Origin of the sequence: Streptomyces cyaneus (genome assembly GCF_004028635.1) — a bacterium.
Taxonomy (GTDB): Bacteria; Actinomycetota; Actinomycetes; order Streptomycetales; family Streptomycetaceae; genus Streptomyces; species Streptomyces cyaneus.
Genome location: NZ_RQJW01000005.1, coordinates 508,798 through 532,951, shown reverse-complemented (window position 1 = coordinate 532,951; position 24,154 = coordinate 508,798). Strand labels below are relative to the sequence as shown.

24 protein-coding genes and 2 pseudogenes are annotated in these 24,154 nt (G+C 71.1%); 10 read left to right on the top strand and 16 right to left on the bottom strand.

What is annotated here, in order from left to right; genetic code table 11:
• The first annotated feature begins 137 nt into the window (after positions 1–137).
• Entirely contained in the window at positions 138–1,373 is a 1,236-nt protein-coding gene (gene istB, locus EHO50_RS20990; RefSeq protein ID WP_246101288.1) for an IS21-like element helper ATPase IstB, read from the top strand.
• Here the strand turns inward: istB and EHO50_RS20985 are convergent.
• From EHO50_RS20985 to EHO50_RS20980, 3 genes are all read right to left on the bottom strand, one after another.
• Positions 1,351–1,557 carry a hypothetical protein gene (locus tag EHO50_RS20985; protein ID WP_128432000.1) on the bottom strand — a complete coding sequence of 69 codons (207 nt, stop codon included), beginning with the start codon at positions 1,555–1,557 and terminating at the stop codon, positions 1,351–1,353. The genes istB and EHO50_RS20985 overlap by 23 nt on opposite strands.
• 98 nt (positions 1,558–1,655) lie before the next feature.
• Positions 1,656–1,784, bottom strand: coding sequence for a hypothetical protein (locus EHO50_RS45665; RefSeq protein WP_281288228.1), 129 nt, complete (start codon positions 1,782–1,784; stop codon positions 1,656–1,658).
• 193 nt (positions 1,785–1,977) lie between these two features.
• Entirely contained in the window at positions 1,978–4,545 is a 2,568-nt protein-coding gene (locus tag EHO50_RS20980; RefSeq protein ID WP_128431997.1) for a helicase C-terminal domain-containing protein, read from the bottom strand.
• 268 nt (positions 4,546–4,813) lie between these two features.
• On the opposite strand from EHO50_RS20980, the gene EHO50_RS20975 reads away from it, so the two are divergent.
• Entirely contained in the window at positions 4,814–5,851 is a 1,038-nt protein-coding gene (locus tag EHO50_RS20975) for a hypothetical protein (RefSeq protein WP_128431995.1), read from the top strand.
• A gap of 95 nt (positions 5,852–5,946) precedes the next feature.
• Positions 5,947–6,576, top strand: a complete 630-nt coding sequence (locus tag EHO50_RS20970; RefSeq protein WP_128431993.1) for an HAD family hydrolase — start codon at positions 5,947–5,949, stop codon at positions 6,574–6,576.
• On the opposite strand, the gene EHO50_RS20965 is transcribed toward EHO50_RS20970, so the two are convergent.
• Positions 6,549–6,803: a hypothetical protein gene (locus EHO50_RS20965; RefSeq protein ID WP_128431991.1), complete on the bottom strand. Its 255-nt coding sequence runs from the start codon at positions 6,801–6,803 to the stop codon at positions 6,549–6,551. The two genes, EHO50_RS20970 and EHO50_RS20965, sit on opposite strands and share 28 nt — an antisense overlap.
• 165 nt (positions 6,804–6,968) lie before the next feature.
• Here EHO50_RS20965 and EHO50_RS45660 point away from each other — a divergent pair, with 165 nt between their 5' ends.
• Entirely contained in the window at positions 6,969–7,352 is a 384-nt protein-coding gene (locus EHO50_RS45660) for a cold-shock protein (protein WP_128431989.1), read from the top strand.
• 18 nt (positions 7,353–7,370) lie between these two features.
• Positions 7,371–7,739 carry a hypothetical protein gene (locus EHO50_RS20955; protein ID WP_246101286.1) on the top strand — a complete coding sequence of 123 codons (369 nt, stop codon included), beginning with the start codon at positions 7,371–7,373 and terminating at the stop codon, positions 7,737–7,739.
• Between the two features lie 16 nt (positions 7,740–7,755).
• Here EHO50_RS20955 and EHO50_RS20950 read toward each other — a convergent pair whose 3' ends face one another.
• From EHO50_RS20950 to EHO50_RS20935, 4 genes are all read right to left on the bottom strand, one after another.
• Positions 7,756–8,619 (bottom strand): 1,4-dihydroxy-6-naphtoate synthase, encoded by an 864-nt coding sequence (locus tag EHO50_RS20950; protein WP_128431987.1) that lies wholly within the window; start codon positions 8,617–8,619, stop codon positions 7,756–7,758.
• The gene (locus EHO50_RS20945; protein ID WP_246101283.1) at positions 8,609–9,256 is read right to left on the bottom strand and encodes a futalosine hydrolase; all 648 of its coding nucleotides are present in this window, start codon (positions 9,254–9,256) and stop codon (positions 8,609–8,611) included. The genes EHO50_RS20950 and EHO50_RS20945 overlap by 11 nt, the downstream gene beginning before the upstream one ends.
• 23 nt (positions 9,257–9,279) lie before the next feature.
• The gene (locus tag EHO50_RS20940; RefSeq protein ID WP_128431985.1) at positions 9,280–9,750 is read right to left on the bottom strand and encodes a DUF2771 domain-containing protein; all 471 of its coding nucleotides are present in this window, start codon (positions 9,748–9,750) and stop codon (positions 9,280–9,282) included.
• Positions 9,751–9,831: 81 nt separating this feature from the next.
• Positions 9,832–11,259: an MFS transporter gene (locus EHO50_RS20935; protein ID WP_128431983.1), complete on the bottom strand. Its 1,428-nt coding sequence runs from the start codon at positions 11,257–11,259 to the stop codon at positions 9,832–9,834.
• 345 nt (positions 11,260–11,604) lie between these two features.
• Here EHO50_RS20935 and EHO50_RS20930 point away from each other — a divergent pair, with 345 nt between their 5' ends.
• Positions 11,605–12,531 (top strand): DUF3027 domain-containing protein, encoded by a 927-nt coding sequence (locus EHO50_RS20930; RefSeq protein WP_128431981.1) that lies wholly within the window; start codon positions 11,605–11,607, stop codon positions 12,529–12,531.
• Between the two features lie 35 nt (positions 12,532–12,566).
• Here the strand turns inward: EHO50_RS20930 and EHO50_RS20925 are convergent.
• From EHO50_RS20925 to EHO50_RS20910, 4 genes and pseudogenes are all read right to left on the bottom strand, one after another.
• Positions 12,567–12,815: pseudogene (locus tag EHO50_RS20925) on the bottom strand (hypothetical protein); the annotation flags it as partial.
• Positions 12,816–13,692: pseudogene (locus EHO50_RS20920) on the bottom strand (hypothetical protein). It abuts the pseudogene before it with no gap.
• 40 nt (positions 13,693–13,732) lie between these two features.
• Entirely contained in the window at positions 13,733–14,596 is an 864-nt protein-coding gene (locus EHO50_RS20915; protein WP_128431976.1) for a helix-turn-helix domain-containing protein, read from the bottom strand.
• A 140-nt stretch (positions 14,597–14,736) separates the two neighbouring features.
• Complete coding sequence (locus EHO50_RS20910) at positions 14,737–15,270, bottom strand: ATP-binding protein (RefSeq protein WP_128431974.1); 534 nt, start codon at positions 15,268–15,270, stop codon at positions 14,737–14,739.
• A gap of 156 nt (positions 15,271–15,426) precedes the next feature.
• Here EHO50_RS20910 and EHO50_RS20905 point away from each other — a divergent pair, with 156 nt between their 5' ends.
• A complete protein-coding gene (locus EHO50_RS20905) occupies positions 15,427–16,302 on the top strand; it encodes a helix-turn-helix domain-containing protein (protein ID WP_128432557.1) in 876 nt (291 codons plus the stop codon).
• A complete protein-coding gene (locus EHO50_RS20900; RefSeq protein WP_128431971.1) occupies positions 16,299–16,511 on the top strand; it encodes a DUF397 domain-containing protein in 213 nt (70 codons plus the stop codon). Before EHO50_RS20905 ends, EHO50_RS20900 begins: the two co-directional genes overlap by 4 nt.
• Here EHO50_RS20900 and EHO50_RS20895 read toward each other — a convergent pair.
• Together EHO50_RS20895 and EHO50_RS20890 are read right to left on the bottom strand one after the other, a co-directional pair.
• Complete coding sequence (locus EHO50_RS20895) at positions 16,493–17,167, bottom strand: contact-dependent growth inhibition system immunity protein (protein ID WP_128431969.1); 675 nt, start codon at positions 17,165–17,167, stop codon at positions 16,493–16,495. The two genes, EHO50_RS20900 and EHO50_RS20895, sit on opposite strands and share 19 nt — an antisense overlap.
• A 22-nt stretch (positions 17,168–17,189) precedes the next feature.
• Positions 17,190–19,316 (bottom strand): RNase A-like domain-containing protein, encoded by a 2,127-nt coding sequence (locus tag EHO50_RS20890; RefSeq protein WP_128431967.1) that lies wholly within the window; start codon positions 19,314–19,316, stop codon positions 17,190–17,192.
• 176 nt (positions 19,317–19,492) lie between these two features.
• Between EHO50_RS20890 and EHO50_RS20885 the strand changes: the two genes are divergently transcribed.
• A complete protein-coding gene (locus EHO50_RS20885; protein WP_128431965.1) occupies positions 19,493–20,083 on the top strand; it encodes a hypothetical protein in 591 nt (196 codons plus the stop codon).
• A 51-nt stretch (positions 20,084–20,134) separates the two neighbouring features.
• Here EHO50_RS20885 and EHO50_RS45655 read toward each other — a convergent pair whose 3' ends face one another.
• On the bottom strand, positions 20,135–20,260 hold the full coding sequence (locus EHO50_RS45655) for a hypothetical protein (RefSeq protein WP_281288227.1): 126 nt from the start codon (positions 20,258–20,260) through the stop codon (positions 20,135–20,137).
• Between the two features lie 270 nt (positions 20,261–20,530).
• Between EHO50_RS45655 and EHO50_RS20880 the strand changes: the two genes are divergently transcribed.
• Complete coding sequence (locus EHO50_RS20880) at positions 20,531–23,662, top strand: sacsin N-terminal ATP-binding-like domain-containing protein (protein ID WP_128431963.1); 3,132 nt, start codon at positions 20,531–20,533, stop codon at positions 23,660–23,662.
• Positions 23,663–23,749: 87 nt separating this feature from the next.
• Here the strand turns inward: EHO50_RS20880 and EHO50_RS20875 are convergent, their stop codons facing one another.
• Positions 23,750–24,106, bottom strand: a complete 357-nt coding sequence (locus EHO50_RS20875; RefSeq protein WP_128431960.1) for a DUF6086 family protein — start codon at positions 24,104–24,106, stop codon at positions 23,750–23,752.
• Positions 24,107–24,154 lie beyond the last annotated feature (48 nt).

Below are 24,154 nucleotides of genomic sequence, written 5' to 3'. Positions count from 1 at the left end.
CGCGACCAAACGTCCAGTGTGCCTGATCGTTCCCCAGGTCGGGACGGTCGGCGCCTCCGGTCCTACAGGATGTCTATTCAGTCCTGTGGGTGGTTCGGTTGAGCTGTTCGGCGGTCGCTTCCGAAGAATGGCGGATCGTGACGACGACGACAATCGGCTACGCCCTGTTCGCCACTCGCTGGCTCCAGGCCCCGTTGTACTTCGGCCTGGTGGCTGCGCAGGGCGTGTACGTCTACAAATTCTTCTACGAGCTGTGGACCTTACTCGTCCGGTGCGTGAGCGGGCAGGCGACCGAGACGTATGTGATGCTCGCGGTGCTCAAGCTGGTCGACGTCGTCATGATCGCCAATCTGCTGATCATGGTGATCGTCGGCGGCTATGAGACGTTCGTCTCGCGCATCGGTCTGCAGGGCCACCGTGACCAGCCCGAATGGCTCTCGCACGTCAACTCCAACGTACTGAAGGTGAAGCTCGCCACCGCCATCGTGGGCATCTCCTCCGTCCATCTGCTCCAGATGTTCGTGGATGTGCACCACACCTCGCACCACTCACTGCTGTGGGGCACGGTGATCCACATGGCGTTCATCGCCTCGGCGGCGATCCTCGCGTACATGTCGGGGCCGATGGCCGCCCTGGCCGCCTACCGGGCCGATCACGCACCGCACAAGGAGAGCCGGGGGCAGGGAACCGACGCGGCGTCGTCCGCGGCGTCGACGGAAGCGGTGACCGCCGCACGCTCCGTGCCGATCCCCGCCCAGGCGTCCGCCCCGCACCGGGCCGACGACGCCGGCACCGAGGCCCGTGTCCGGGCCGCCGGGTTTCCCGCCCGCAAGCTCCTGGAGGACTTCGACGAGGAGCACCCCCGCGCCTTCGACCGGGAGACCGTGGCCCGGCTCGGCAAGCTGGACTTCGTCGCCGCCCGCCGGAACGTGGTCTTCGTCGGCCCGCCCGGCACCGGCAAGACGCATCTGGCCGTCGGCCTCGGCGTGCGGGCCTGTCAGGCCGGCCACTCGGTGCTGTTCGCGACGGCCGGTGAGTGGGCCGCACGGCTGGCCGGCGCCAAGGACGCCGGCCGGCTCGCCGAGGAGCTCACGGCGCTCGACGAGCACGCCCTGCTGATCGTCGACGAGGTCGGCTACACCCCCTTCGACGCGGAGACCGCCGCCCTCTTCTTCCAACTGATCGCGCACCGCTACGAACGGGCCTCGCTGATCGTGACCAGCGACCGTCCGCTCGGCCGCTGGGACGAGATCTTCGGCGGCCCCTCCGCGCTGGCGATGGTGGACCGGCTGGCCCACCACGCCGAGGTGGTGCGGATCGACGGCGACAGCTACCGGATGCGCCGCGCCACTACTTCAGCGTGGGCAGATTGAGGTTGTTGACCAGCGGCTGGGCGAACAGGTGCCCGTCGACATTGACGAGGGGCTCGCCTCCGGCCCCGGTCGCCGGGAGGGGCAGGGGCAGCGCGGAGGCCGGGGTTGCGGCGGTCACAGGGGCGAGCACGCCGATGAGGAGGGCGGCAGCGACGGTGGCGAGGCGGGCGGGGGTGGGGCGCATGGGTGCGTGTGGGCCTTTCTGATGCCGGGGTGTGACAGTGGCGAGCCGGACGGGCCGGACCCGAGCACGGGTCCGGCCCGACGCGTGCGGGGGCGGGGTCAGACCGGCGGCGTCTCGATGATGAACCCGGCGATGTCGATTCCGACCGCCGCGGCCTGGGTGGCGAAGGCTCCGATCATGGCGGCCGTGGCGGTCAGCACGGTGGCGATGCGGCGCGCAGTGCGCATGGGACAACTACCTCTCTGTTGCGCTCGCTTGAGAGCGTGATCAGGACACCGGGTGGCTGCCCTGCGCCGCGCGAGGCGATGCGGAAAGGCCCGCAAGGTCCCTCAAGAGTTGGAAGAGCCCGGCGTGGCGTGCATGGAGTGCCGCGTACACCCGAACGAGTGGGCCGTCGGATCCGGCCGTCAGATCCGGCCGTCAGATCTGGTCGTCCGCCAGCTCCGCGACCCCCGTGATCCGGTGCAGCGGATACGTCCGGACCTCGTCCGCGGTGTGGTCGTACGCCGTCACGAAGCCGCCCTCGACCCGTACCGGGGCGATGACCCGTTGGCTCGCGGCGCCCTCGGCGTTGACGTAGCCGATCCACAGGGCCTCGCCGGTGAGGACGGCGGCCTGCATGGTGGCGAGGGTCTCCGCGGAGGTCGTGCGGGGGAGTTCACCGCCGGTCACCGGAGCCGTGGCCCCGCTCGGCTTGCGGGGTGTCGTGGAGGCGAGGTCGCCCGCGCGGATGGCGCGGATCGCGGCCGCCAGCAGGGTGGCGTCCGGCGTCGGCGGGCCGTCGGGGACCGGCTCGGGGGCCGTGCGCGGTGGGGTGCGGTGGGCGTCGGCGCGGGTGATCAGGACGTCGCCCTCCGCCGACTCGGCGGCCGGGGCGAAGCCCATCGCGCGCAGGCCGTCGAGCAGCGCCGCCGGGTCCGCCTGGGTGGCGAGCACGGTCGGCGCCAGGCGGCGCAGGCGCAGGCCCGCGGCCCGCTTGTCGGCGAGGATCTCGTTCAGCAGCGCGTCGTCGTCGCAGCGGACGTACGCCGAGGCGGCGCCCACCCGCAGATGGCCGTGCTTACGGGCCACGTCGTCGATCAGGTACGCCAGCGGCTGCGGCACCGGCGTGCGGGAGTGCTCGGCGAGGAAGGCGTGCAGGTCGGAGGCGCTGCGGCCGGCGTCGAGGGCGCGGCGTACCGAGCCGGGCGTGAAGCGGTAGACCGTCGCGCCGCCCTTCGACTCCACGTCCGCGAGCACCCCCAGCATCTCGGCGAGCGGGCGCTGCAGCGGACCGGGTGCCACGGCCGTGAGGTCGGCCTGGAGGAGGACGTGGTCGAGCGGTTCGGGCAGGAGCGGGGTGAGGAGGCGGGCGGCGGCCGCGGAGGCGACGGCCTGCTCGGCCGGGGAGAGAGGCTCCGGGGGAGCGGAAGGGCGAGGGTGCTCGTGGTGGACCGGGAGCTTGTCGCCGGGGCCGGCGGGCCCGACGTCGCGCGGGGGAGCCCCGGACTTCCCGGCGGCCTCCGTCGAAGGCGCCGCGCCCAGCAGCGCCCGCCCCTGCGCCGACAGTGCCCCCCGCCCCGTCACCCCCAGCAGCTCCGCCTCGTTCAGCGTCCACCGGGCGAGGCGGCTGCGCAGGTCGTCGTCCTGCTGCGGCCCCCGCAACGGCCGCTCCCAGCGCAGCCGCGCCAGCACCGACTCGGCGGACGGCGACGCCCCCACCGGCAGCCCGGCGAGCAGGGTCAGCACCCGGTGCCGTACCTCCGGCGCGGCGGAGCGGTCCAGGCCCGGGCCCAGCGCCGACAACGTACGGTCCTTCGCGTCCCGCCCCCCGACCACCCCCGCAGTCCGCGTCGCCGTCAGCCACGCCTCCGCCAGCCGCACCCAGCGCTGTGCGGCGGGCTGCTCCAGCCACTCGTCGTAGGCGGGCGTCGCCGCGTACCGCTCGTCGGCCTCGCCGTCGGAGGCCAGCAGGCCCGCGGCGTAGGCGAGCTCGACCCAGAACGCGGCCATGGGCTCGGAGACGTCGAGCGCGACGGCGGTCCGCTTGAGGTCGCGCACGCTCAGGCCGCCCGCCCGCAGCACGGTCGGCCCGCCCTCGTCCCAGTCCTTCAGCAGTTCCTCCACGGTCGCCAGCGCCGTGTAGGCCTGTCCGGCCGCGGTCGTGTCCACAACCTGTGGATGGTGCGTCGCGGCCGCCTCGACGGGCGGCGGCAGCGGCTCGGTGGTGCGGTGCGCGCGGCCGGCCCGCAGATGCAGGGCCACTTCTCGGGGGAGTACGACCGTGCCGGGCGCCGTCGGCAGGAGCAGGCCGCGGTCGAGGAGCCAGCGCAGCCGGGGCGCCGGATCCGCGGTGACCTGGCCGTACGGCGGCCCCCAGACCAGGCGGGACAGCACCTCCCGGGATTCCTCCGGGGCGTCCGCGAGCAGGTCCGCCATGCGCCGCCGGTCGGCGAACAGCGCGGTGAGCGACGACACGGCGGACACGGCGTCGTGGGTCGAGGCCAGCCCGGCCGTCGTGACGATCTCCTGGATACGGCCCGGCGACATACCCGCGGTGGCTTCCTGCACGGTCGGGCCCAGGCCGGTGGGGGAGGGGTGCTGCGGTGAGGGGGCGAGCAGCTCACGTGCCGTACGGACGAGCCGCAGCCGGTCGTCGGAGCCCCACACCAGGGCCTGGTCGCGCAAGGCGCCGAGGGCGTGCGGCAGGGCGCCCGCGACGGCCTGGTCGCCCTCGTCACCGGTCATCAGGCCGAGCAGTTCGTCGTACGTCGCCGGGTCCGCCGCCACGGCCAGCGCCTCCGCCGTCTGCAGCGCGAAACGGTCCAGCCGCTCCAGGGCGCGCACCACCGAGGCCCGCGTGCCGGCACGGGTCGCCAGCTGCGTGAGGTCGGTCGGGACGGGGGTGATGAGGTCGGGGCGGCTGCGCAGGAGCACGGCCAGGGAGGCGTCGTCCCGCGCACGGAGGGCTTCCGCGAGGGAACGGGGCGGGGTAGCCGGGTCGCTCATCCTGCCCACGTTAGCGGGTGGGGCGACGGGGGAGGGGGTCTGCCGGACGCCTGGAAGACCGTCCGACTCCGCCAAGATCGTCTCCGACGAGTGCCTGGCCGCCCAACTACCCGTACCGGCAGACCGACTCTGCTCCGAAGTGCACAACTGCGGGGAGTGCTGCCCGCTCTGACCCGCACCGCCCGCCGCTGCGGTCGCCCCACCCACGTTGTCCTGCGCTAACGTCGTCCCACCGGGTATCCAACACACCCACCCCGGAGGGGACTTCGTGGGGATCGAGAGCGACCAGGTCGTCTACGAGTATCTGAGCCGCGTCGGCGACGTGGCCCAGCAGCGGCAGTTGCCGTCGGCCACCCGCATGCGCCTGGTGAACGAGCTGCGCGGCGAGATCGACCGGCGGCGCGCGAAGGCCCCCGTCGACAGCCCCGCCGCCGTCCGCCGCATCATCGCCCGCCTCGGCACCCCGGACGAGGTCGTCACGGCCGCCGGGGGCACCCACTCGGGGGGAGGCAACGCCGCCCCCGCACCCCAGTCGCCGGTCACCTCCGTGCCCGTACAGCCGGACAGCAGGCGTGGACGGGACAGCGAGGCCGGCGAGGCACGGCCCAAGGGGTTGCGCCGTATCGTGCCGCGCCCGCGCCCCGCCGAGACGCCGGCGGTACCCGACGATGCGCCCCCGCCGCCCCACTTCGCCAGCACGGAGGACCTGGGCGGCAGCGCGACCCGGCCGGACTGGTGGCGGGTGGACAGCAGCCCCTTCGGCCCCGGCGAGGACGTCCCGGGATTCGTCGGCGGCGTCGAGATCCCGGAGATGCTCAGACGCCCGCCCGCGGCGGAGGAGACGCGGCTCAAGAAGACCGGGCCCACCGAGGACCCCGCCCCGGCCGCCGTCGAGGAGGCCGACGACACGGAGGCGGACGCCGCCCCTCGTCGCCGCCGTCTCCTGCCCCGCCCGACCCTCCCCACCGGCCGCTGGAGCAACCCCCTGCTCCTGCTCGCCGCCGCCCTCCTCGTCGCCGGTGCCGTCCTCGGCAACCTCATCGCCCTGCTCCTCGGCTGGCTCATCGCCTGGGGCTCACGGCGGCTGAGCGACGCCGAGACCAAGTGGGCGGTCGTGATCCTGCCGGGCCTCGCACTCACCGCCGGAGTCGTCTGGCTGTGGGGCCGCACCGAGGGCCGCTGGGGCACCCCCATCGCCGAGGGCCACATGAACGCCGCGATCAGCGAGACCTGGCCGTGGGTGCTGCGGGGGGCGGCGGTGACGTCGGCGCTGTTCATCGTGTGGCGGTCGCAGAAGGAGCGTTAGTCCACCCCCGGCAGTCCCCGGACGAGGAACAGGTCCGAGCTACTGGGCGCACATCACACCCACCCCGCGTCTGCCTCTCCCCCCACCTGGGCACAATGGCCCATATGGCACTCACCGTCGGCTTCGACCTCGACATGACCCTCATCGACTCCCGCCCCGGCATCCACGCCTGCTACACGGCGCTGTCCGAGCGGACGGGGACGTACGTCGACGCCGACCTGGCGATCACGCGGCTCGGGCCACCGCTGGAGGAGGAGCTGATCAACTGGTTCCCGGCGGAGCAGGTCGCGGCGACAGCCGACCTGTACCGCGAGATGTACCCGACGATCGCCATCGCCGCCACGCCCGCCCTCCCCGGCGCCCGCGAGGCGATCACCGCCGTACGGGAGACGGGCGGACGCGCGATCGTCGTCACCGCCAAGTACGAGCCCAACGCCAAGCTGCACCTGGAACACCTCGGCATCCAGCCCGACGCGGTCATAGGCAACCTGTGGGCCGAGCAGAAGGCGGAGGCCCTGCGCGAGTACGGGGCGGGCGTCTACGTCGGCGACCACGAGGGCGACGTACGCGCCGCCCGCGCGGCCGGCACCCTGTCGGTCACCGTGGCGACCGGCCCCTACAGCGCCGATCAGTTGGGCGCGCTCGGCGCGGACGTCGTCCTCACCGACCTGACGCGGTTCCCGGACTGGCTCGCCGGCTACCTCGACGGGACGCCGCGCGCCTGACGCCGGCCGGCCGCGATCGACCGGAACACACCGGCTCCGGCGACGAGGAATCCGACGCCCATGAGCATGCTCAGTCCGAACATGTATGTCGGAAATGGCGTCGTACCGAGCAGGAACGGGGCCACCGTGACCAGAGTGGCCACGGCACCGATGAAGAACACGACCGCACCGGCACGGATCAGTCGGTCGCCGGGAGCGGCGGAATTCGTTTGGGTTTTGTCACGCACCGGACCAGGGTAGTTCCCTGCGCGAAGGAACAACCGGGCGACGTCTTGTCACGGGCTCCGGGAGCATTAGCCTTGGTAGCGGCGGGTCATGGTCGACCCGCTGTAGTGCTATCAAGAGCCGTTTTCAGAAGCAGTTTTCCGACGAGTACGAGGACGAGGACAGACGTGCCTACCGGCAAGGTCAAGTGGTTCAACAGCGAGAAGGGCTTCGGCTTTCTCTCCCGTGACGACGGCGGTGACGTCTTCGTCCATTCCTCGGTCCTCCCCGCCGGAGTCGAGACACTCAAGCCGGGCCAGCGAGTTGAGTTCGGCGTGGTCGCCGGCCAGCGCGGCGACCAGGCACTTTCGGTCACGGTCCTGGACCCGACCCCGTCGGTCGCGGCCGCCACCCGCAAGAAGCCGGACGAACTGGCGTCCATCGTCCAGGACCTGACGACGCTCCTCGAGAACATCACCCCGATGCTGGAGCGGGGCCGCTACCCCGAGAAGGCCGCAGGAAAGAAGATCGCGGGCCTGCTGCGCGCGGTCGCCGACCAACTCGACGTGTAATCCCGCAAAACGGCCGAGGTGAGCGACATACGCACCGAACTCGACGGCGGGGCCACGACCCGGGCCCCGTCCGCCGAGGTGCGCTTCGACGTCCTGCTCGTGCTCGCGATGGCGTGCACCGCCCTGCTCGGCTGGCGTCGGCACCGGGCCGTCGCCGTGGCGGCCACCGCGACGGCGGCGCTGCTGATCTGCGACGCGTGGTTCGACGTGTCGCTCGCCCTCGGCACCCCGGACGTCTGGCTGTCGGCCGGGCTCGCGCTGTGCGTGGAGCTGCCGCTGGCCGTCTACCTCATCCGCAAGGTCCTGGGAATGCTGTCGCTGGCCCAGTGGCCGCCCCGCACATCCCTGGCCGACGGCGACCACGAGCCGGCCCAACAGGACTGCTGAGCGGGCGGGTTCGGGTTCAGGGGAACGAGAGCGCCGCGGGCCCGAGCGCCGGCACCAGCCCCTCGGCCGCCGCACGTGTGAGCAGGCCGCGTACGGCCGCGTAGCCGTCCACGCCGAGGTCGTGGGTGAACTCGTTGACGTACAGCCCGATGTGCTGGTCGGCGACGGTCGGGTCCATCTCCTGGGCGTGTTCCATGACGTACGGGCGGGAGGCCTCGGGGTCGTCCCAGGCGGCGCGTACGGAGGTGCGGATCGAGTCGGCCAGCAGCGTCAGCGTGGCTGCGCCCAGTGAGCGCTTGGCGATGATCGCGCCCAGCGGGATGGGGAGCCCGGTGGTGTTCTCCCAGTGCTCGCCCATGTCCGCGAGCTTGTGCAGGCCGTAGTTCTGGTACGTGAAGCGTGCCTCGTGGATGACGAGCCCCGCGTCGACCTTGCCGTCCCGCACGGCGGGCATGATCTCGTGGAACGGCATGACCACGATCTCGCCGACCCCGCCGGGGAGCGTGTCGGCCGCCCAGAGACGGAACAGCAGGTACGCCGTCGACTTCTCGCTCGGTACGGCGACCGTACGGCCGGTCAGGTCCACCCCCGCCACGCGCGTCAGCACCAGCGGGCCGCAACCCCGGCCCAGCGCGCCCCCGCAGGGCAGCAGGGCGTACTCGCCGAGGACGTACGGCAGCACGGCGTACGACACCTTCAGCACGTCGAACTCGCCGCGCTCGGCCATGCCGTTGGTGATGTCGATGTCGGCGAAGGTGATGTCGAGGGCGGGGGCGCCGGGGACGCGGTCGTGGGCGAGGGCGTCGAAGACGAAGGTGTCGTTCGGGCACGGGGAGTACGCGATCTGCAGAGGCTGTCGCTGCTGCTGCTCACCGGTCATGCGGGTGCCAACCTTCCAGGACGGGTGCGAGCTTCCCGAAGGCCTCGGTGAGGGCGGCGAGGGCGTCGCCGATGCGCCAGGCGGCGCGGTCGCGCGGGCCGACGGGGTTGGAGACCGCGCGCAGCTCCAGCACGGGCGTGCGGTGCGCGGCCGCGGCCTCGGCGACGCCGAAGCCCTCCATGGCCTCGGCGAGGGCGGTGGGGTGGCGCTCGCGGAGCTGTGCGGCGCGGACGGCGGTGCCGGTCACGGTGGAGACGGTGAGGATCGCGCCGGGGCGCGCGCCGGTGGCGGTCGCGACCTCTCGTACGAGTGCTTCGGGCGGACGGTGGGTGACGGTGCCGAAGCCCAGCTCGGTGACGGGCAGGAAGCCGTCGGGGGTCTCCGCGCCGAGGTCGGCGGCGGTGATCTCAGCGGCGACCACGAGGGCGCCGACGGGGGCGTGGGGCGCGAAGCCGCCCGCGATGCCGGCCGAGACGACCAGGCCGTAGGGGGCGCCTTCGAGGGCGGCCGTGGTGAGGGCCGTGGCGGTGGAGGCGGCGGCGAGGGCGGGGCCGACGCCGGCGGCGATCACGTCGATGCCGGGTCGCGCGAGGGCCTGGGCCACCGCGTCCCGCTCAGCGGGGACCGCGGTGGCCACCAGGACACGTACGGCAGACGTAGTCAGCTGTCCTTCTCGAGCTTGAAGGACCACAGACCCTTCACGTCCTGCTCGCCCTCCTTGATCGACACCAGCGTCGAGTCGCCGCTGGCGCCGTACTGGGCGTTGAAGAACACGCTGCCCGGGATGGTGCGGTACGTCTTCTTGCTGGAGTCGGTGAGCGGCTGACCGTTCATGAGGACGGTCCAGCCCTCGTCCGCGATCTCCGGGTCGACTCCGAAGCGCACGGTGTCGTCGGGGTCCACCTTGATGGACTTGATGTCCTTGTCCTTCAGGCACTTGGCCAGGTCCGCGGTCTTCAGGGCGTCGCCCTCACCACCGCAGGTGGCTTCCGCGTTGACGGAGGAGGTGCCGACGGTGATCGTCGCCATCGGCGTCGGCTTGTCGCAGGCCGACAGGACGAGCAGTCCGGCGGAAACGGCGCCGGCGGCGGCGAGCGCGCGGCGGCGTCGCACTACGGATTGCATGGTCATGGGCGAAGGCTATCGGGCCCGTGTGACGCTCTCTCTACGCGGGGGCGGCGTGCCGTACGTCACGGGGGCGCAGCGAGCGTGTCAGTCCACGCGTGGCCGTGCGTGGCCGCCGTGCCGGGCCGAGCCGATCAGACCCTTGATGGTGGTGAGCCAGCCGACGGCGACGATCGCCGCGCCCACCAGCAGGCCCAGGGAGCCCCGCAGCGGCAGCACGATGCCGACCGCGCCGCCGAGCACCCAGGAGACCTGCAGCAGCGTCTCGGAGCGCGCGAACGCCGACGTACGGACCAGCTCGGGCACATCCCGCTGGATCAGCGCGTCCAGCGACAGCTTGGCCAGCGCCTGCGCGAAGCCTGCGGTCGCCGCGAGGAACGCCACCACAATCGCGCCGAAGAAGATCGCCGCCGTGAGCGCCGCGAGCAGCACGAAGCCCACGACCGTCACGATGATGATCTCGGGGGCCCGGGAGCGCAGCCATGCGCCGACCGCCGTACCGAGGGCGTTCCCGATCCCGGCCGCGGCCGCCACTATGCCCAGCGACACGGCCGCGCTCTGGCCGGACATCGGGTGCTCGCGCAGCAGGAACGCGAGGAAGAAGATCAGGAAGCCGGTCAGACAGCGGATGGAGGCGTTGGCGCCGAGGGCGTGGGTGACGGCGATGCCGACCGTGCGCAGCCCGGGGCGTTTGACGGGCTTGCGGTGCGGCCCGTGCAGATGCTGCTCGTCGGCCGCCAGCAGCGCGGTGTCCTCGCCCTTGGCCGAGTCGACCTTCGGCGGCAGGGAGAACGACAGGAACGTGCCGGCGATGAAGATCACGAAGGCGCCGTACAGCGGATAGCGCGCGCCGAGCGCCTGGAGTCCCGCGCCGATGGGCGCCGCGATTCCGGTGGCCAGGAGGCCGCCGAGGGTGACCCGGGAATTGGCCTTCACCAGGGAGAACGCGGGTGGCAGCAGCCGGGGGACCACGGCGCTTCTGACGACGCCGTAGGCCTTGGAGGCCACCAGCACCCCGAGGGCGGCCGGATACAGCTCGAGGCTGCCGGTGACGACCGCCCCGGACAGGACCAGCGCGAGCATCGCCCGGGCGAACATGGCGCCGGCCATCGCGGCGCGGCGGCCATGGGGGAGACGGTCCAGGAGAGGGCCGATCACGGGCGCGAGGACCGTGAAGGGCGCCATGGTGATGCCGAGGTAGAGCGCGACCCGGCCGCGGGCCTCGTCGGTGGGGACGGAGAAGAAGACGGTGGAGGCGAGGGCGACGGTGATCATCATGTCCCCGGCGCCGTTCACCCCGTGCAGTTCGATCAGTTTGCCGAGGCCGGACTCGCCCGCCCCGTGCGCGTGGGTGGCCTTGCGGATGCCGCGGGCGGTGCCGGTGAACGGGAAGTGCAGGGCACGGCCGACCGCACGGAAGGAGCCGCGCGTCCGGCCCGATCCGCCACCTCGATTCCGGCCCCCCTTGGCCCCACCGACACCGGTGGCTCCTTGGGGCGGCTTCGCGGTTGCCACGACGCAATAGTGCCCCGAGATGGGGGTGGGTAGTGCGGTTACGGCGCGTATGGAGGGCAATGGAGGGCAAGGTCTCCGGTCGACGGAGGGTGACTCTCGGGTCGTGGGCGCGGTTCGGGCGCGGTTTCGGCACCCGCCGCGCAGCGGTGAAAGGGCCGTCGGTGTAGGCCCAGCGCTCGCGAACAGGTAGCGTGCGTATCTCAGCCATCCCGCACAATGGATGACGTAGGTGCGCCCGAGCGCGATTCGGATGCGGACGTCGACGCGGCCCACAGGTCCGCTCCGTTCGCTCCACCGCCTTAAGGCACCGCACCCGAGAGACGGCGTAGGAGAGAAGCGATACCTGTGAGCGCAGCGACAACGCGAAGCCGCACCCCCGACCGTCTGTGCGCCGAGGCAGTCGACCTCGCCCGCACCGCAGCCGAGGAGGCCGCCGCGCCCGGCGTCGTGGGCGAGCACGCGGGTCTGGTCTCCGAGGGCGACCGCGTTGTCACGCACTTCTTCGAGTGCAAGGAACTCGGCTACCGCGGCTGGCGCTGGGCGGTGACGGTGGCCCGCGCGTCCCGCGCCAAGGTCGTCACGCTGGACGAGGTGGTGCTGCTGCCGGGTCCGGACGCGCTGTTGGCCCCCGAGTGGGTGCCGTGGAGCGAGCGGCTGCGCCCCGGCGACATGGGCCCCGGCGACCTGCTCCCCACGGACGCCGAGGACCTGCGCCTGGAGCCCGGGTTCTCCGGCGAGGACGAGCCGGTGCCGAGTTCTGCCGTGTCGCACGAGATGGCGGAGCTGGTGGAGGCGGAGGACGCGGACGTCACGGCCGGCGTCCCCGCGGACCTGCCGATGGCCCCGACCCGCGGCTCCATCGCCGCGGTGGCCGAGGAACTGGGCATGCGCCGCGCCCGCGTCCTGTCCCGCTACGGCCTGCACGTCGCCGCGGACCGCTGGGAGGAGGCGTTCGGCGCGAAGACCCCCATGGCCCAGGCGGCCCCGGCCTCCTGCGTCACCTGCGGCTTCCTGGCCCCGATCGGCGGCTCCCTGGGCCAGGCCTTCGGCGTCTGCGCGAACGAGTTCTCCCCGGCGGACGGCCGGGTGGTGTCCCTGACGTACGGCTGCGGCGGCCACTCGGAGGCGGCGGTCATGCCCTCACCACCGCGCCCGGCTCCGCCGGTGATCGACGAGACCCGGGTGGACCCCTTCCCGCTGCGTCCGGCGCCGGATTCGGGGTCGGTGTCGGTCGTCTCCGACGAGGATGCGGCGGAGCTGGGGCACTCTTAGCGAGGTCCGCCCGCTCCGCCGACTATGGCCGCTGACTACTCGGCTTCGAAGATTTCTTCTGCTGTCGGGGCGGTGACGGCGCGACGGTGCCAGCGGTCCAGGATCTCCAGGTCGCCGCACCCGGTGATGCGCTGACGGGCTTCTTCCGGGATGTCGATGCCTCGTTCAGCCAGGACAGCCAGGAGGTCCTTGGCGGCGCGTCGTGCCTCGCCCTCGGCACGGCCTTCGTCCCGGATCTCTTCTGCGATGTACGACTTGTAGAAGGAGAGGTCCACGGCCACCAGCTACTCGTCCGCGAAGATCTCGTCGGTGGAGGGAGCCGTGACGGCGCGTAGGAGCCAGCGGTGCAGGATCTCCAGGTCGCCGCAGCTGGTGATGCGCTGATGGGCTTCTTCCGGGACGTCGATGCCTCGTTCAGCCAGGACAGCCAGGACGTCCTTGGCAGCGCGTCGTGCCTCGCCCTCGGCCCGGACTTCTTCAAAGAGGGGCGACTTGTAGAAAGAGAGGTCCACGGCCACCAGTTTCCTCCACAGTTCTGCGGCCGGGTGCTTGCCCAGGCCTCGTGCGACGAGTTCGATGATCGGGTCGGTGACGGTTCGGGGTGTGTCCTGCAGAACGGTCGTCACTGCCTTCAGTATGGCCCCGACGTCCGGATTCCTGGCGTGGGTGATCGCGGACAGTGTGGCGAGCGCGAGGTCCTTGCGGACCTCGGCCGGATCGGTGATCACCGGCATGTTGTGCGGTCCCGCGACCAGCGGGCGCAGGGTGAGCAGAGGCCACTGACGAGGGCCGAAGTCGACCGGGCGGGCGGCCCATTCCGCGGTGGCGCGGTCCTGGCAGATGACGAGCAGCATCGGCTGCAGCCGGTACTTCGTGAGCAAGTACGAGGCGTAGTACGCCCAGCTCGCGGGCTTGTCCGGGACCTGCTTGCCCTGGGCCTCGACCGCGAGGAGTAAAGGCTTCCTCGTCGTCCTCCGTCTCCAGCCGCAGGAGCGTGTCCACACGGCGTTCGACCGGGCTGACCTCGGTGAGGTCGTTGGGAAGGACGGTGACTGAGGTGGGCGGGGCGAATTCGATGCCCAGCACCTCGGAGACCCGGGAGAAGAGCCCCGGATAGTCCTGGAAGATGCGGTGCATCGCCTCGTGGGACGAGCTGACCATGGTGCGGTTACGGGCCTTTCGTTGGGTACGAGGTAGCCGCTCAGGCGGCCTGTGCGGGATCGGGCGTACGGCAGGCGCGGCAGCTTCCGGGCAGCGGTGCGCGGAAGGCGCGGTCGCAGTCTTCGCAGGTCTGGAAGGGGTGCCGGACGGGCGGCGGTGGTGCGGGTGCGCGGAAGGCGGGTGGGGGTGGCAGCTGGGTGGTGAGGCGGTGGGCCAGGAGGGCTGCCGGGCGGCACAGGGGCTCGGGTGGCAGGTCGGTGGTCAGGGCGTGGCGTACGGCGGTGGGGGTGAGGTCCCGTTCCAGCCAGGCCGCGACGCCGGGGGCCAGGTGGGCTGTGTCGTGCTCGCTGAGCAGTAGGCGGGGGTCGTGGTGGCGCAGGTCTGCGAGGAGGTCGGTGGCCGTCTGGAGGAGGGTCGGGGCCGGGTAGGCGGGTTGGGGTACGGCGGGGAGGGGTTTGCGGGGTGCCGGGGTTCGCTTCTTCCGGGGCGCGGCCGGGTGGGCCTCGGCGTGGCGGTGGCCGGGCTGGTTGCAGGAGATCGTGCGGGTGATGATGCGGCCGTTCGGGATGCGCTTGCGTTCGCGGCGCAGGTAGCCGTGGGTCTCCAGCTCGCGCAGTGCGGCGGCGATACGGGTCGTGCCCTCGGGGAAGCGGGCGGCGAGGGTCCTGATGTCGACGCGGGCGCCTGCGGGGAGCGACTGGATGTAGACGGCCAGTCCGATCGCCAGGGCGGATAGCTCCGGGTGTTGGGCGAGGTGGTTGCCGATCACCGTGAAGCGGGTGGTGTGGCGGGTGTTGTCGTGGACCAGGCCGCTGCCGGAGTGAGGGTGCCGCTGGTTCGGGTTGTTGTTGGCTGCAAGCCGGGACTGGGCGCGCGGGGGCGCGCTAGGGTTCTGCGTATCCATCGGGAAGGGGCTTTCTTCCTTGGTGGTCAGGCCCTCGCACTGGGATTGCCGTCCCGGCGAGGGCCGTTGCATGTCTGCGGTTGTGTTGCGGCGAGCGTAAGGCAGGCAACCTGTCCCGAATCCAGCCGAGTTGGTGATGTTCACCCGGGTGGGTGAGTTTGAGCCGGGGGCGGGAGGGGTGGGGCTTGGTGGGGTGCTTTGACCTTTGTTTCTTGTTTGGGTTGATCGCTTGCGCCACCGAAGCGCGGGCTTCCGGGTTCCGGTGCGAGGTCCACTTCGGCCCAGACCGTCTTGCGTGGCGGCAGCCCCGGTGTGACGCCCCAGCGGTCGGCCAGGGCAGCCACGATGACCAGGCCGCGGCCCGACTTGGCTTCGGCGGTGGAGAGTTCGGTGTCCGGTAGCCGGTCGGCGCGCGTGTCGGTCACCTCGATGCGGACGGTGTCGCCGGCGGCGTGAATGAGGAGCCGGAAGTCCCGTCCGGGGACTCTGCCGTGGGTGACCGCGTTGGCCGCCAGTTCCGCCACGATGTGCGCCGCCGGGTCCAATGGCAGGCCCCAGCTGCGGAGTTGCTCGGCCGTGAGCAGGCGGGCGAGGCGGGCGCCGCGTGGGGTCGAGGACAGTTGCAGGCTGAAGCGGCGGGTGGGGGTGATGAGTTCGGCGGATTTCTGATTCACGTCACTCAGAGTTGCGGTGCGTGCTTACCGTGAACAGTGACTCAGCGGGTGCGTACGGTGACTGTCCGGAGCTTGTCCGGTCGTGTCCGGTCTGTCGGGGCGTTACGTATGGGTAGGGCGCTGCTGCACTGCGGCGGTACGACGGAGGGGTTCGGGATGTCGGTTGAGGCGGACGCGGGGCGGCTCAAGACGGAGGCGGATGAGCCGGGTTGGGAGGTGGATCCGGACGACGAGTGGGGTGTGGCGGTGATCGCGACCGTCGGGCGACAGCTGAAGCTGCGGCGGGAGGCGGTGGGGATGCGGGCCGCCGAGTTCGGGAAGGCGGTCGGGTACGGGGAAGACCTGGTCTACAAGATCGAGGGTGGGAAGCGGATCCCGAGGCAGGAGTACCTGGACAGGGCCGACGAGGTGTTGGGGGCGGGTGGGCTCATCGCGGCGACTTGGGAGGACGTCAAGAAGGTCCGGTACCCCAAGAAGGTTCGGGAGTTGGGGAAGCTGGAGGAGAAGGCGGCCGAGATCGGCGTGTACGAGTGCAACATCATCGCTGGGCTGTTGCAGACGCCGGAGCACGCGCGGGCCCTGATCGAGGCAGCGCAACCGCCGTATGCGCCGGACGATGTGGAACGTATGGTGGCCGCTCGCTTGGCCCGGCAGTCGGTCTACGAACGGGACCCGGCTCCGTCGATCCACTTCGTGCTGGAAGAGGCCCCTCTGCGTCGACAGGTTGGGGGCACAATGGTGTGGCGACAGCAGCTCGAACGTCTGCTGGAGGTAGGGCGGTTGAACAACGTCACGCTTCAGGTCATGCCGACGAACACCGATGCCCATCCAGGGCTGGACGGCAGGATCGAGCTGCTGAAGTTTCCGGATGGTACGGCGGTGGGGCGCTCCGACGGCAAGTTCAACGGGCGGCCTGTCTCTGACCCGAGGCAGCTCCGCATCCTTGAGTTGCGGTATGGCACTATCCGGGCGCAGGCCCTCCCGCCACGGGGGTCGCTGGCCTTCATCGAGAGACTGCTGGGAGAGACATGATGCGCAAGGCCTCCGCCGGGGACGCCTCCGAACTGGCGTGGTTCAAGAGCAGCTACAGCGGCGGCACCGATGGCGAGTCCTGCGTCGAGATCGCGGTAGCGCCCCGCGCGATCCACGTCCGCGACTCCAAGCACCGCGACGCCGGCCCCCGACTCGCCCTCGCGCCGCGGGCCTGGGCTGCTTTCGTCACCTACGCGTCGGAGGGCTGATTCCCGCCAGTGACTCTCTGGCGGATCAGCTCCAGCCATTGCCGGTGTGACATCCCATCCGGTGGCAGAAGGTCGAGCCCCAACGCTGTGGTCGCAGTGTGGAGTTCCTGATCCGAGGACACCATGGTCAGGAGTTCAGTGATCTCCTGCGCTGCCTGCGCACGGTCTTCCGGTTCGGACTGGCTGACGTACTCATCGAGAGCCTCATCGCGAGAATCGTAGATGTAGGAGAAATCCCGGTGAAAGTATGCGCCGAGCAACTGGCTCAACTCGGGGAATCGCTCGTTCCATTCCCAAGAGTTCTGCGGGTTCATCTGGGGAATTCGTGACGGATCTTGCAGGAGTCGGTAGAGGTGGTCCCTCGTGATGCGCAGGCAGTCCTCCACGCTTATGCCCATCGGAGGGCGGATGTGTGGTAGATCCTCTACGTCATCTGCGATTTCTTCGGAGAAGAGGCCAACGGAGAGTAGGTCCTCGATTTGATGGACGGCCGTTTCGGCGCGTACAGGATCCCGTGCGGCGATCCTGAGATAAGAGGCCAGGCCAGGGCCCGGGGTTTCTGTGGTGTCGGTGAATGTGAAGCCGGTGTACGCATAGGCCTTTAGTAGGTCGGCGAGTTCATAAAATCGCTGCCCTGGTGGAAGTGCCGGACTCATTGATTGGCTCCAAGTGTGCGTGTTAGGGCTGGGGGTACGAGGTGAGGACGCGGTATCCGGACGGCGCCGAAGGGTCGCCCTTGAGGATGACGCGAACCCCTCTCACCCACTTCGTCGGTTGCCCGTGGGTGAAGTCGTAGCGAGTGAGGTGGAGTCCTGTGTTTTCGGTGAACTCTGCTTCCAGTCGCAGCGGTCGTTTCGCCCCATCGGCTAGCCAGGAAGATATCTTCCGTTGGTTCTCCTTGGTGGCGAGAGTCTTGTCGGTGAAGTGTTGTGCCGCATCGGTGTCGACGTAGCGTGAGTCCGCTGTGAGATCCGGGTCCTCACGGAAGCGCCTACGCATGCCGGCAATGGTCTTGTCGACGTGCCTGTCGATCGTATGGGCCTTGCTCTTGCCGCCAAGGCTCTTGCCTTCGTCACCGCGGACATCAGCCCGGTGCTCGGGCTTTTGACGCCCCTTGCGTTTGTTCCTCGGCCACGCGTTGTAGTCCCCGCCGGACCCATTCGAGGCGCCCAACCCCATGAGGACGAGCCCGGCCGTGCCGAGGAGGCCGGCGTTGAGGGCCGCCTCGGCTGTGAGCGCGCCGACCGCGCCACCCCCGGCCAGCGCGAGCCCTCCGGGAGGGAACAGGGCGAGCAGGGAGAGCAGGAGCAGGGCGAAGCCGAGGTAGACCAGGAAGGTGTTCAGGGTGTCGAGGAGGTGGAGCGTGCGGATGGCTCTGCCGTCGGGGCCCGCGTCGCCGAGCCCGCGCCACAGCAGCAGGACGCCGGTGGTCGCCGCTCCCAGCGCGGTTCCGAGACGGAAGCGGTGGGCCGCCAGCAGTTCACCCATCGGCTGTGCCGACACCTGCTGCCAGCTGCGCAGCAGGACCGTGAGCTGGTAGGCGATCCAGACCAGGGCGGCTATGCCGAAGCCCATGAGGATCTTCGGCCCGGCACCGGTGCTGAAGAACTCTTGGAGGCCGGCGGTGGAGGTGAATGAGCCGATGCCCAGGAACAGCAGCGAGGGGAGCATCAGCACGCACGGGATCAGCAACAGCCAACGCTCCCGCGAACGGCGGGCTGCCCGGCTCGCCTTCAGCCACGTGCGGATGTTCAGCGTCTGCCAGGCGCGCTGGTTGTCGGACGCGTCCATCCGGGCCGTGATCCCCTCGACGACCTGGCGAAGTTCCCCGGTGGCCTCGGACGGCGCCGACGCGGCGGCGTACAGCAAGGAGCGCCGCAGTCTGACGTAGCGCAGGACGATCAGCAGGCTCCATGGCAGACGCCAGGCCGCGTAGCGCAGCAGGGCGCCCAGGCTGTCGCCTTCGGCGCGCTCGGAGGTGAGGAGTACGTCGGGCACGGTGCGCTTGCCGTGGTGGAGTTGGCGTACGTCCACGGCCATGGCGATGGCCAGGCACACGAGGGGCGCAGCCCACGCCAGCCCGTCCAGGGACTCCAGCCACTCCCTGGCCCAGCCGGTGTGTTCCTGTACCGCGTAGTTGTTCACCGCGTGATGCACGGCGGCGGCCGCGATCGGAAGGGTCGACAGCAGGCGTACCCAACCGCGTGCGCGCCACAGCAGCCCGACGCCGAAGCCGGCCATGGCCGTGAACACCAGGTGCGTGAACGTTTCCGTGACGGGAGGGCCGCCCAGGTCCAGTTGGCTGAACGGTGCCGGGAGCCAGGACGTCAACACCTGCCCCAGGCCCGGAACATAGGGCGGTGACAGGCTGTCGGGGACGATCCAGCCCTCGCCGCGGACGATCGCCCGGTCCGCGTCCAGGCCGAACCGGAGAACCGCCTCCAGCAGCCCGAACCCCGCCCCCAGAGCCGCACCCACCACCACGAAGTCGGTAAGCCCCCACTGTCGGCGAACCCGCAGGCTCAGCCCCGCCAGCAGCAGCGGGGCGACCTTGAGTAATTCCTCCAGCCAAGGGGCCACCGTGTAGCTGGTGGTGTTCACCACCGTCACGAGGGACTGGCCCGACTGATCTGCGTAGATACGGGTGTAGGCGAGTTGCACCAACGCCGTCGCCACACCGCACCCGTACACGCCCACTGCCAGCGCCAGCAGCACGGTCGACAGGCGCACCGAACGCGTCGGCCAGGACAGCGCGAACAGTTGCAGCACGCCCCAGACGGCTGCCACCGCCATCACCAACGTCACGCCAGGCCCCCCAAGCACCGGAACAGTGTTCGATTCGCGATAGTGAACGCGATGCTATGCAGTCAACTGCGAACCCAGCAAGCGAGTTGGGCAAGAGTGTCGATTCCCCGGGACGGGTCCCGTGCGGGTGCCGTGACACTGCCGTCGGTGATCGGCTGATCGAGAGGAGATCGCTGGTGTCCGGCAGGAAGACGCACATCCGCATGACCGTCCACGTGCTGTTCACGGCCGCGATGACGCTCGCCTTGCTGATGGTCACATGCGGTTCGTCCGTGGCGCAGACCCGGTGTGAATCCCGTGGTCAGGTGTACGCCCAGAAGGTCATCGTCACTCACGAGGGCAAGAAGGGGCTCGATTCGATCACGCTGTTCCTGGTGTGCCGACCGAACGGCATCGTGGGCATCGTGGACCACGAGGGCAAGAGCTACCAGGACTTGGACGACTTCCGCGCGAACAACGAGATCCTCAGCGAGGACGACGAGATCACGTTGCCGCGGGACTTCCCCTCGGTCGACACATCGAGGGAGCTCGAGCTCATGACGGTCTCGGGCAAGACGCATGGCAGCGCCCCATGGCTGTGGTGGCTGACCGGCGGAATTGCCCTCGCACTGGTCACGGGCGGCGGTGGGGCCCTGTGGCTGCGTGCGCGTCGACGAGCTGTCCAGGATGCGGACTCTTCAGAGTCTTCAGACTTTTCAGGCTCTTCGGATTCTTCGGACTCTGACGCATCCGACGTAACGGTCACGCCGAGTGCCGCGAGTGAATGACCGTCCCGGCGGCGGTCCTGGCCGGCCTGGCCGGGATGTCGGGTGGGCGGATCAGGCGCGGCGGGCGCGGCGGATCAGTCGGGATGCCGTGAGATACAGCGCGGTGATGACCGCCCAGGCCGCCAGGAACTGGAGCGCGAGGTTCTTGTCGCCCCCGCTCCAGACGATGGCGGTCACGGCCGGACCGCCGGACCGCCGATCCACCAGACGAGCAGGACGATTCCGACGACCAGCGTGACCAGTTGACCGAGGGCCTCCTTGATCAGGTCCAGCATTGTCCGGCGCTCCCCGTGCAGATGAGACGTTTACATGATCAACCGGCTCGGCTCGGGGACTCCTGACCGAGTGACGCGAGTCGCCTCAGGCTCCCGATGAGCGCGCATCCTGTGCTCCGTGCCCCGCTCCCCAAGCGGTACCTTCAACATCACGCCGATGAGGAGAGTCAACGTGAGCAAGTTCGTGCGGCCCGCCCCCGAAGGTGCCGACCCCTTCGGTACGGCCCGTCTGCGCCGCGGCGTGCTGGACGCCTGGGCCACCAGCCCCGCCCGTTTCCGCGAGGACGCCAACGCCGAGGAGGATCTCGTCCTCGGCGGGTATCGGGACCGGCTCGTCGTCGAGCTTGCTCAGAACGCCGCCGACGCCGCCGCCAGGGCGGGAGTGGCCGGGCGGCTTCGGCTCACCCTCCGTGACGGGGTTCTCGTCGCCGCCAACACCGGCGCCCCGCTGGACGCCGCCGGCGTCGAGTCGCTGTCCACCCTCCGTGCCTCCGCCAAGCGGGACGCCCAGCAGCAAGGCGCCGTCGGCCGGTTCGGTGTCGGCTTCGCCGCCGTCATCGCCGTCACCGACGAGCCCGCCGTCGTCGGGCGGCACGGTGGTGTCCGGTGGGGCCTCGCCGAATCCCGGGAACTGGCCCAGGACGTCGCCCGGCACAGTCCCGGCCTCGGAGACGAGATCCGGCGCCGCGACGGGCACGTCCCGCTCCTCCGGCTGCCGTTCGCCGCCGAGGGCACCGCCCCGGACCCGTACGACACCGCCGTCATCCTCCCCCTGCGCGACACCGCCGCCGCCGATCTCGCCGAGCGGCTGCTGCACGCCGTCGACGACGCGCTGCTGCTCGCCCTGCCCGGCCTGGAGGAGGTCGTGGTCGAGGTCGGGGAGAGCGAGCCGCGCACGCTGCGGCGCCGGGTCGACGGCCCGTTCACCGTCGTGGAGGACTCCGACAACGGCGTCACCCACTGGCGTACGGTTGCCGCGAACGGCCCGCTCACGCCCGAGCTTCTCGTCGACCGCCCGGTGGAGGAGCGACTGCGGCCCCACTGGTCGCTCACCTGGGCCGTCCCCGTCAACGCCGCCGACAGCACCCCTGACCGGCCCCGCACCGCACCCGTCGTGCACGCGCCGACCCCGAGTGACGAACCCCTCGGCGTCCCCGCCCTCCTCATCGCCTCCTTCCCCCTCGACACCACCCGCCGCCACGCCGCCCCCGGCCCGCTGACCGACTTCCTCGTGCAGCGCGCGGCGGACGCCTACGCCGAGCTCCTCGCCGACTGGCGCCCGGTGGGCGAAGGCATCATCGGACTCGTGCCCGGGCCGCTCGGCAAGGGCGAACTGGACGGCGCCCTGCGCCAGGCGATCCTGGAGCGGCTGCCTCGTACGTCCTTCCTGCCGCCCGCCGTCGAGCCTCGCGAGCACGACCCCGAGTTGCCCGAGTCGCTGCGGCCGCGTGACGCCGAGGTCGTCGAAGGTGCCGGTACCGAGACGGTGGGTGTGCTGGCCGAGGTCCTGCCCACCCTCCTACCCGCCGGGCTCGAACGACGCGTGGAACTGCGGACCCTGGGCGTCGCCCGCGTCCCGCTCACCGACGCCGTCGACCGGCTCGCCGGGCTGGAGAAGGAGCCCGGCTGGTGGCGGCGGCTCTACGACAGCCTCGCCGGGGTCGACCCGGACCGCCTCTCCGGCCTCCCGGTACCGCTCGCCGACGGGCGCACCACCATCGGGCCCCGGCAGGTCCTGCTCCCCACCCCCGACGGCGCCCGCATCGACCCCGAGATCCTCGCCCGCCTCGGCCTCAAGGTCGCCCACCCGGACGCAGCGCACCCGCTCCTGGAGAAGCTCGGCGCCCTGCCGGCCACGCCCCGCGCGGTCCTCACCACGCCCCAGGTGCGAGCCGCCGTAGCCGCCTCCCTGGACGAGGACGGCGGCGTGAGCTGGGAGGAGGACACCCCGGACGCCGAGGAACTGGCCGACACCGTCCTCGCCCTGGTGCGGGACGCGGGCCTGGAGCCCGGTGACGAGCCGTGGCTCGGCGCCCTCGCCCTGCCCGACGAGGACGGGGAGTTGGCGCCCGCCGGCGAACTCGTCCTCCCCGGCAGCCCCTTCGCCCAGATCATGCGGGAGGACGAACTCGCCACCGTCGACGCCGAGTTGGCGGAGAAGTGGGGCGAGCAGCCGCTCGCCGCCTGCGGGGTCCTCGCCAACTTCGCCCTCGTCCGGGCCACGGACGTCGTCCTCGATCCGGACGAACTGGAGCCACGCGAAGGTGACTTCGCCGAGCCCGACGACGCGGGTCTGCTGGACGCCGTGGACGTCTGGAGCGAGGACATCCTCGACCGCTTCCCGGACACGCCCGTACCGCCGGTCGCCACCGAGCTCATCGCCGTACGCGATCTGGACCTGGTGGACGACGACAAGTGGCCGCAGGCCCTCGCCCTGCTCGCCCAGCCGCCCCTGCGGGACGCGCTGACCCAGCAGGTGCGGATCCTGCTGCCCGACGGCACGCACGAAGTGGTACGGCCGTACACGGCCTGGTGGCTGCGGGGGAACCCGGTGCTGGACGGCCGTCGCCCGGCGGGCCTGCTGGCCTCCGGCGGCGACCCGCTCCTGCGCGGCCTGTACGACGAGGCCGACGCGACCGGCTTCGAGGACGAGCAGGTGCTGCGGGCGCTGGGCGTGCGGACGTCGGTCGCCGCGCTGCTCGACGAGCCGGGCGGCGCCGCCGAACTCCTCGACCGGCTCGCCGAGCCGGAACGTCCCGTCACCTCGCCCCAACTGCACGCTCTGTACGGCGCCTTGGCCGACCTGGACCCTGAGCAGGTGACCCTGCCGGACGAGCTGCGGGCGGTCGTCGACGGGCGGGTGGAGGTCGTGGACGCGGCGGACGCGGTGGTCGTCGACTCGCCGGATCTGCTGCCCTTCACGGAGGGTGTGCCGCTGCTTCCTGTACGGCCGTCCCGGGCCGCCGAACTGGCCGAGCTGTTCCAGGTGCGGCGGCTGAGCGAGTCCGTCACCGGGGAGGTCACGAGTGAGGGCGCCGAGCATGAGGTGCCGGAGTCGGTGCGGGTGCTGCTGGGGGCGCGGACGCCTCAGTCGTACGTCGAGCACGAGGAGCTCGTCGTGGACGGTGTGGAGATCGACTGGCGGCTCACAAATGACGGGGTGCTGCACGCGTCCACCCTGGAGGGTGTCGCGGCCGGGCTCGCGTGGGCGGCGGGGCAGTGGCCGCGGCGGTTCGAGGTGGCGGCGTTGTTGGAGGATCCTTCGCGGACGGGGGAGTTGGCTCGGGATCGGTGGTTCGACTGAGAGCGTGACCGCTGGGTAAGAGGGCGCCGCCGGAGTCACCGGGGGCGCCCTCTTCCCACTGGGCCGTCCGCATTGAGCCTCGGCCTGCTACGCCATGGAGTGCGCGAACGCCGTCATCTGTTCTCTCAAGCACGCCTCGTGCTCGGGCCGGAGGGTGATGGCGGTGCCCACCCGCTCCATCAGGACGAGCGACGTGACCAGCAGGCCCTGCATGAGCCCCCGCAGCACGTCGCTATTGGTGGAGCAGTAGAGGTCGTACATGCGCGCAGTGAAGTCCTGCAACGCCGCCGGATCCACCTCGCAGCCACCCTCGCGGGTGGGCGTCAGACCAGACGGAACCTCGAGGAACTCGGCCGCTCCCTGGACGAAGGAGGCGTACAGCTGTCCGCCGTGGTAGCCCGCGTCCCAGAGCGTCTCGTTGCCGTACTCGAAGGGGTAGCTCAATCTGTGATCTCCATCGATGAGCAGTGGGGGCGGTCCTGCCGGCCCGTC

Excerpts from the sequence above, each read along its gene's own strand:
- EHO50_RS20915 (WP_128431976.1), bottom strand. The coding sequence starts at position 14,596 with ATGGATACGCAGAACCCTAGCGCGCCCCCGCGCGCCCAGTCCCGGCTT.
- EHO50_RS20940 (WP_128431985.1), bottom strand. The coding sequence starts at position 9,750 with ATGACCATGCAATCCGTAGTGCGACGCCGCCGCGCGCTCGCCGCCGCC.
- EHO50_RS20970 (WP_128431993.1), top strand. The coding sequence starts at position 5,947 with ATGGCCCATATGGCACTCACCGTCGGCTTCGACCTCGACATGACCCTC.
- EHO50_RS20905 (WP_128432557.1), top strand. The coding sequence starts at position 15,427 with ATGTCGGTTGAGGCGGACGCGGGGCGGCTCAAGACGGAGGCGGATGAG.
- EHO50_RS45665 (WP_281288228.1), bottom strand. The coding sequence starts at position 1,784 with ATGCGCACTGCGCGCCGCATCGCCACCGTGCTGACCGCCACGGCCGCC.
- EHO50_RS20985 (WP_128432000.1), bottom strand. The coding sequence starts at position 1,557 with ATGCGCCCCACCCCCGCCCGCCTCGCCACCGTCGCTGCCGCCCTCCTC.
- EHO50_RS20950 (WP_128431987.1), bottom strand. The coding sequence starts at position 8,619 with ATGACCGGTGAGCAGCAGCAGCGACAGCCTCTGCAGATCGCGTACTCC.
- EHO50_RS20895 (WP_128431969.1), bottom strand. The coding sequence starts at position 17,167 with ATGAGTCCGGCACTTCCACCAGGGCAGCGATTTTATGAACTCGCCGAC.
- EHO50_RS20900 (WP_128431971.1), top strand. The coding sequence starts at position 16,299 with ATGATGCGCAAGGCCTCCGCCGGGGACGCCTCCGAACTGGCGTGGTTC.
- EHO50_RS20980 (WP_128431997.1), bottom strand. The coding sequence starts at position 4,545 with ATGAGCGACCCGGCTACCCCGCCCCGTTCCCTCGCGGAAGCCCTCCGT.